This is a genomic window from Paenibacillus ginsengarvi, assembly GCF_003626695.1.
Classification (GTDB): domain Bacteria; phylum Bacillota; class Bacilli; order Paenibacillales; family NBRC-103111; genus Paenibacillus_AB; species Paenibacillus_AB ginsengarvi.
In genome coordinates, this window is sequence record NZ_RBAH01000040.1 from 49,029 (window position 1) to 56,813 (window position 7,785).

Consider the following 7,785-nt stretch of genomic DNA (forward strand, 5'->3'; position numbering starts at 1 on the left):
CCACCCCCAAATCATGCTACCTTAACGCAACCTGCTTTACGGTTGTACGGCGCCGAATGCCGCGCCGCCCACTTGCGTATCGGAGGAAGCCCGCTCTCCCGTTTGCAGCCGGTACATTTTGTAATACCGACCTTCGAGCGCCATCAGCTCCTCGTGATTGCCCCGTTCGACGATCTCGCCGCGATGCAGCACGAGTATCTGATCGGCCCCACGAATCGTGGACAGCCTGTGCGCGATGACCAGCGTTGTCCGCCCTTCACTGACAACCTTGAGCGCTCGCTGGATGAGTCCTTCCGTCTCGCTGTCGATGTTCGCCGTCGCCTCGTCCAAAATCAGAATCGATGGATCAAACGCAAGCGCCCTGGCGAAGGAAATGAGCTGCCGCTGACCGGATGACAGTGTGCTCCCCCGTTCGATCACCGGCTCGTCATAGCCGCCCGGCAATTGCTCGACGAACGGCGCCGCCCCGACGTCCTTCAGCGCCTGCTTCACCTGCTCCAGCGAGATGTTCGGGTTATACAGACTCACATTGAATTTGATGTCGCCTGCAAACAGATAAGGGTCCTGCAGCACGATGCCCATATGCTTACGTAGCGCCTGCTTGGACATCGCCGAAATATCGCGGCCGTCGATGGTGATAGCGCCCTCGTGCGGCTCGTAAAAGCCGAGCAGCAGGTTCATGATCGAGCTTTTGCCCGATCCGGTATGCCCGACAAGCGCCACCGTCTCCCCTTTGCGGGCTTCGAACGAAATCCGCTTCAGCACCGGCTCCCCTTCCTTGTACGCGAACGTGACGTTATCGAACTTCACCTTTCCTTCCGGCCGGCGCGCCCCGTCCACCTTCTCTACTTCCGCGCCGTCGATATCCATAATCGCGAACACCTTATCGGCGGATACGAAAGCGCGCTGCGCATTCGTAAGCTGATCGAAAATGCCGATGATCGGCTGGAAAATACGGCCCAAATAATCGATGAAGGCGTAAAAAACGCCGAACGAAATCGCCGATTGCAGCGACTCGCGGCCGAAATACCAGACGACCGCCGCCGTCACAAGACTGCCGATCGTTCCGACAATGTTGCGGGAGGAGAGCGAAAACACGCGAAACTGCTTGACCTGATTCACATACCGATCCTCGTTCAGCACCTCGAACTCCTGGATCGTCTTCTTCTCCCGGCGGAACGCCTGAATGATCGGCATGACGGCGATCGACTCGTTAATCATCGCGTTCATGTCGCTGAGGCGGGCGCGCATGATGGAGATATAGCCCTTCGAATATTTCAGATGAACGACCATGATGAGCGCGAACAGCGGCGGCAGCAGCAGGCAGAACAGCGCAAGCCGGACGTCAAGAATGAACAAGGCGACGAAGATGCCCGTAAGCTGTACGAAGCTGACGACAAAGGTCGCCATAAAGCTCATGAACAAGTCTCGCACCGCTTCCGTATCGTTGGCGATCCGGGACACGACCTGCCCGATCGGCGTATTGTCGAAGTAGCGCAGCGGAATGCGGTGAATATGCCGCATGAGGTCCATCCGGATGTTCTGAATAATCCGCAGCGCCGTCGATTGCAGCATGTACGACTGCGTGAAGTTGCCGAGCCCGGCGACCGCAAGCAGCGCCATGTAAAGCGCGATAAGCCCGAGCACGGCGCCCAGATCGCCCGCATCCGCGGACAGATGCCGGTCGATGATCGTTTTCGTAATGTACGGCCCGCCCAGCTCGGCGACGACCGCGCAGACCAGAATTAGCAGCGCGCCGATGATTTTGAATTTATACGCTAGCGCATACGCGAGAAGTCTTCTCGTCGTTGATGGCTTGGACATAACAGGCTCCTTTCATTGTTCCAGGCTCGCTTCCATCTGCTGGCGCTCCCACTGCTCCTTGTACCAGCCGCCGTGCAGCATCAGCTCGTCATGCGTGCCTTCCTCCACGATCCGCCCCTCGTCCAGCACGATGATCCAGTTCGCATGGCTAACGGCGGACAGGCGGTGCGTGGCGATCAGCGTCGTCCTGCCTGCGCGCTGGCGGCGAATATGGTGCAAAATCCGGCTTTCCGTCCTGGCGTCGACGGCGGATAAGCAGTCGTCGAGCAGCAAGATTTCCGAGTCAACCAGCAGCGCCCGGGCGATCGCAAGACGCTGCTTCTGTCCGCCGGACAGCATGACGCCCTTCTCGCCGATAATCGTGCCGAACCCTTCCGGCATTTGGGCGATATCGTCCGTGAAAAACGCCATCTCCACCGCCGCGGCGATCTCCTCATCCGTCGCATCCGGCTTGCCGAGGGCGATATTGTCGCGGATCGATTTGGACAGCAGCAGATGCTCCTGCGGCACGTAAGCGACCCACCGCTTCATCTGCTCCAGCGTGATATGCTCTACGCCCGTATCCGCGATGAGAAGCCGATCCGGCTGCACCGGATACTGCCTGAGCAGCTGTTTCAGCAGCGTGCTTTTGCCGCTGCCCGTGCGTCCGACGATGCCGAGCGTCTCTCCACGCTCCAGCGTAAACGAAATGTCGTTCAGGCTCGGCTGCGTCGCGGCCGGATAGGAGAAGCTCAGCTTGCGCATTTCGATGCGGGTCGGGACGTCCACCTGTACGGGGGAATCCGTATCCGGCACGTCCTCCTTCTCGCTGAGGGCGGTATCTAGCCGATCCGAGGAAGCGCTCCCGCGCTGGAGCACATTGATGAACTCGCCGAACGAAATCATCGGCCAGATGAGCATGCCGAGATATATGTTGAACGAAATGAGCTGCCCGAGCGTAATTTCATGCTGAAATACGAGATAGGAGCCGTAGCCCATGCCGATCGAATAGCTGACGCCGACGATCAGCGAGATAAGCGGCTGGAACAGCGCGTTAACGAGCGCTACCCGCCTGTTTTTATGCATCACGTCTGTCGTAACGCCGCGGAAGGCGGTCAAATCGTGCTCCTCCTGCACATAGGAGCGGATGACGCGGATACCGGAAATCGCTTCGAGCGCGTGATCGTTCATTTTGCCGAACGACGCCTGCGCCTCCATAAACCGCGACCGCACCTTCTTGCCCAGCTTGCTGATGACGACGGCTAGAAACGGCAGCGGCACGAGCGCCGCCAGCATTAATTTGAAGCTGATCGATGCAATCATCGTAACGATCACGACGGACGCCCCCACGAGCGTGTTGACAAGGGTCATAACGCCATAACCGGCCGTATTCCCGATAGCCAGTATGTCGTTCGTCGCAAGCGCCATCAATTGCCCGGTGCTGTTCCGCTGAAAAAACGCGGACGTCATTTTCGTCAAATGGGCGAGCAATTTGCCGCGCAGCAGCTTCTCGACGAGCACGGAATTGCCGAACAGCGTCGTGATCCATACATACACCATCACGTACATGAGGAGCGCCAGTCCGACAAGCAGCAGTACGGTCGAGCTTAATTCCGCAGCGCTCAGGTCCCCGCTGCGTATATGGTCCACCGTATTGCCGATCAGCTTCGGCGGCACCGTCGTGAGCAGACTGACGGCCGTCATGAGGCCGATCGCAAGCCCGTAATGGGCCCGCCGGCTTCGAAAAAACCACATTAACCGTCTTACAAAAGCCAAAAACGTTCACCTCTCCCCGTAGGTATAACCGTTACATTTTCACATGGATAAATCCTCGCCGAACAGTTCCCGATTCCAGAATCAGGAATCGCCTTTCCATTATAGCACATACGTTCGCTTCTTGGCTTCTCCAAAGTTTGGTTTTAGTCAATCTCTCCCTCCATTTGCACGCCTTTTCGTGTATGATGGGGATACAAGTACGGCATAGGTAGCCGAGTCCGACCTGTTCGCCGGGCCGCCACCGGGCGAAAGTGGTTTCCTGGCGCGAAGCGCTCTCTAGAACGGGGAGCCGCGGCTGCTCGCAGGGATGGTTGTATCCGGCACTTACACTCCGGGCGTTTCGGCCTGGAGTTTTTCGCCTGTGGCAAAGCTTTTGTTTGGAAAAGGGGAAACTTATGGAACAAAACAAATCGATATCGATCACCTGGCTATTCCGCTACATCGCGCCCGTCAAAGGGCGGATGCTGCTGCTTCTGCTGCTGCTGCTCGTCACGACCGTGCTTCAGCTGCTTAATCCGCAAATCGTGAAACGGTTCATCGATACGGCGGCGGAGCAAGGAGCCGTCTCCGGTCTGCTTGGGCTGGCGGGAGTGTTCCTCGTCGTCTCCGTCCTGAACCAGCTGATTGCGGTAGCGCTCAGCTATCTCGGCAACGACGTGGCATGGCGGGCTACGAACCGGCTTCGCGCCGACCTGATGGGGCACTGCCTCCGTCTCGACATGCGCTTCCACAATTTGAAGACGCCGGGCGAAATGATCGAGCGGATCGACGGCGACGTCACCGGCATGTCTAACTTTTTCGCTATGTTTATCGTGCAGATCGTCGGCAGCTTCATTTTGCTGACCGGCATTCTCGGCTTCATGTTCGCCTATAACTGGCCGATCGCCCTAGTCATGGCGGTGTTTACGCTGTTCTCCATCGGCGCGATGACGGTTATCCGCAATATGGGCGTCTCCTCTTCGCAGAAGGAACGGGAAGCGAGCGCCCGCATGTACGGTCTTATCGAGGAGCGGATTGCGGGCATCGAGGACGTGCAGACGAGCGGTGCCGTGCCTTACGTCATGAACCGGTTTCAACGGGCGATGCGAACCGTCTTCCAAAGAGGGCGCAGGGCGTGGATGATGCGCGTCGTTCCGTGGAACACGACGGTCGTCCTGTTCACCTTCGGAATGACGGCCGTGCTGATGCTCGGCGTTTACAACTATTTGAGCGGCGAAGTAACGCTCGGGGCGCTGTTCCTCATCTTTCAATATACGCAAATGCTGAACGATCCCATCGAGCAGCTCGGCAACCAGATGCAGGAGTTCCAGAAAGCCAAGTCCGGCATGCGCCGCTGCCGGGAGATTTTGTCCAGGGAGAGCGAAATTGCCGAGGGAGCCGGCGATACACTGCCGGACGGGGCGCTCGGAGTCCAGTTCGAGCATGTGCACTTCAGCTACAATCCGGATAAACAAGTGCTGCACGATATTCATTTCGCGCTTGCGCCCGGCGAGCAGCTCGGCATCGTCGGCCGTACCGGCAGCGGCAAATCGAGCATCAGCCGGCTGCTGCTGCGCCTGTACAACTTGAGCGGCGGCGTCATCCGGGTCGGCGGCGTCGACATCCGCGAGCTGCGGCTCGAGGCGCTGTACCGCCGGGTCGGCATGGTGACGCAGGACGTGCAGCTGTTCGACGGAACGCTGCGGGACAATCTGACGCTGTTCGATCCCGGCGTGACCGACCGCGACATAACCGAGACGATCGGACGGCTCGGGCTGAAGCCTTGGGTTGACGGCCTGCCGCAAGGACTGGATACGCATCTCGCCGCCGGAGGCGCCTCGCTCTCCGCAGGAGAGGCGCAGCTGTTTGCGCTGACCCGCGTCTTTCTGACCAAGCCAAGTCTGGTCATTCTCGACGAGCCGTCGTCCCGGCTCGATGCGGCTACGGAATCCACGCTTCATGCCGCCGTCGATCAGCTGATGGAGCGCTGCACGGGCATCATCATCGCCCATCGCCTGGCGACGCTCGAGAGGGTGGACAAAATTATGGTGCTGGATGACGGGCGCATTGCCGAATTCGGGGAAAGAGAGCGGCTCGCGCGCGACCCGTCTTCCCGTTACGCCCAATTGCTTCGCACGAACAGACAGGAGGAACTCGCATGACCGTCGGCCGTTTTATAAGGGAAATGGTGCGTTTCCGTCCTACGTTATTTATTGTCAACGGCCTGCTGTGGGGTGTGTTCCACTCGATTCCGCTTCTTATCGGCCTTGGGATGCAGTGGTTTTTCGACCGTGCGACGGGCGGCTCGCAAAATTACTTATGGCTCGCCGCCCCGCTGGCGTTCGTGGCGCTCGTCCGACTGACGCGCGTCGGTGTCTTTTTCGTCGCCTTCTTCGAATGGGTAACGTACATTTACCACATGCAGGCGATACTGCGCACGAACATGCTGGCGGGCATCATGCGCTGGCCCGGCCGCAACACGCCGGCATCGCCCGGAGAGGCGATGACCCGCTTCCGCGAAGACGTGGACGAAGTGGTCGAGTACGTCGAATCGTGGGTCGACTTCTGGGGGCGGCTTATATTCGCCGTCGTCGCCGTGGCGATTATGGCCTCGGTCAACTGGCAGGTGACCGCGGTCGCGATCGTCCCGCTGATCGCCGTGACGCTGCTCAACAATTTGTCGGGCAACCGGGCCAGGCTGTACAGCCGGCTCAACCGCGAAGCGACGGGTCGCATTACCGGCTTCATCGCCGAAACGTTCGGCGCCGTTCAGGCGGTCAAGCTCGGACAGGCGGAGGATCACGTGTTGAAACGGTTCGTCAAGCTGAACGAGGACCGCAGAAAAGCCGCGCTTCAGGACAATTTGTTCAAGCAATGGATGCGGTCGCTCAATCAGCACGTGCTGAACATTTGCACCGGACTTATTCTGCTTATGTGCGCTTCGGAGATGCGCGCCGGCCGATTCACGGTCGGGGACTTCGCGCTGTTCACATCATACCTGAGCATGTTCGCGAACAGCATCGCCCTGTTCGGCTACATGGTGTTCCAGCATAAACGGCTGCGCGTCGCGCTTGACAGGATGCGCGTCTTGTTCCGTCCAGGCGAGGAGGACCGCGTGATCGAGCACCGCGACATTCATCTGTACGACGATCCGCCGGAAGTGCCGATCCCCGTGAAGACGGACGAAGAGCGGCTGCACCGTCTGGAGGTGAAACGCCTCTCGTATACGTACCCGGATTCGGAGAACGGCATCGCGGACATCAGCTTCTCCATCGAGCGGGGCAAATTTCTCGTCATTACCGGACGAATCGGTTCCGGGAAGTCGACGCTCGTGCGGACGCTGCTCGGACTGCTGCCGAAGTCGGGCGGAACGATTTGCTGGAACGGCAGGACGGTAGACGATCCGGCGACCTTCCTCATACCGCCCAAAGCGGCTTATACGCCCCAGGTACCGCGGCTGTTCAGCGACCCGCTGCGGGACAACATCGTGCTCGGCAGCCGGGAAACGCCGGCATCGCTCGAACGCGCGGTTCGGCTGTCAGTGATGGAGAAGGATCTGCACGATCTGGAAAAAGGGCTCGATACGTTCGTCGGCCCGAGGGGCGTCATGCTGTCCGGCGGCCAAATCCAACGCGCCGCCACCGCCCGCATGATGAAAACGGAGGCCGATCTGCTGTTGTTCGACGATTTATCCAGCGCGCTCGATGTGCATACGGAGAAGCTCGTCTGGGAGCGGCTGTTCACCGAGCGGGATGTCACCTGTATCGCCGTCTCCCACCGCCGCGCTGCGCTTGCGCGGGCCGATCACATCATCGTGCTGAAGGACGGCCGGATCGAAGCCGAGGGAACGCTGAACGAGCTGCTCGCGACCTGCACGGAAATGCAGCTGCTGTGGCAAGGGGAAGCGACCTCCGGCGATGAGGAAACGGAAGCTAAGGCGGGAGAGCCCGCAGCGGAAAGCCGCCTGCACGTCTAAGGCGGAGCAGAGTTACGATGGCGTGATTCGTATGTTGCCACGTGCGGATATTTACAAGTAGCAGTCTTTAGGGCCTGCTATCCCCCTTTAAAATAGCGGATTTGGTAAAATAAAGTATGTTTAAGCCACTAGCGTTGCAAAGACTCTATCACACTATGTCAGGTCGTGCTGAATTGAGGAAAAATTCATTTCATTACTTTATTTTACATTAACTTTTTCCGGGAATCCGCCAAAAAGGACAACTCCAACAT

Annotated in this window: 4 protein-coding genes; 2 read left to right on the forward strand and 2 right to left on the reverse strand. The window is 58.9% G+C overall.

Features of this window, described 5'->3' with window-relative positions; all coding sequences use genetic code 11:
* Positions 1-36 precede the first annotated feature (36 nt).
* On the reverse strand, positions 37-1,824 hold the full coding sequence (locus tag D7M11_RS33505) for an ABC transporter ATP-binding protein (RefSeq protein WP_120751633.1): 1,788 nt from the start codon (positions 1,822-1,824) through the stop codon (positions 37-39).
* Positions 1,825-1,836: 12 nt separating this feature from the next.
* On the reverse strand, positions 1,837-3,558 hold the full coding sequence (locus D7M11_RS33510; protein ID WP_240041426.1) for an ABC transporter ATP-binding protein: 1,722 nt from the start codon (positions 3,556-3,558) through the stop codon (positions 1,837-1,839).
* A 416-nt stretch (positions 3,559-3,974) separates the two neighbouring features.
* Between D7M11_RS33510 and D7M11_RS33515 the strand changes: the two genes are divergently transcribed.
* Positions 3,975-5,720 (forward strand): ABC transporter ATP-binding protein, encoded by a 1,746-nt coding sequence (locus tag D7M11_RS33515; protein WP_120751635.1) that lies wholly within the window; start codon positions 3,975-3,977, stop codon positions 5,718-5,720.
* Entirely contained in the window at positions 5,717-7,534 is a 1,818-nt protein-coding gene (locus D7M11_RS33520) for an ABC transporter ATP-binding protein (RefSeq protein WP_120751636.1), read from the forward strand. The genes D7M11_RS33515 and D7M11_RS33520 overlap by 4 nt, the downstream gene beginning before the upstream one ends.
* The last annotated feature ends 251 nt before the right edge of the window (positions 7,535-7,785 follow it).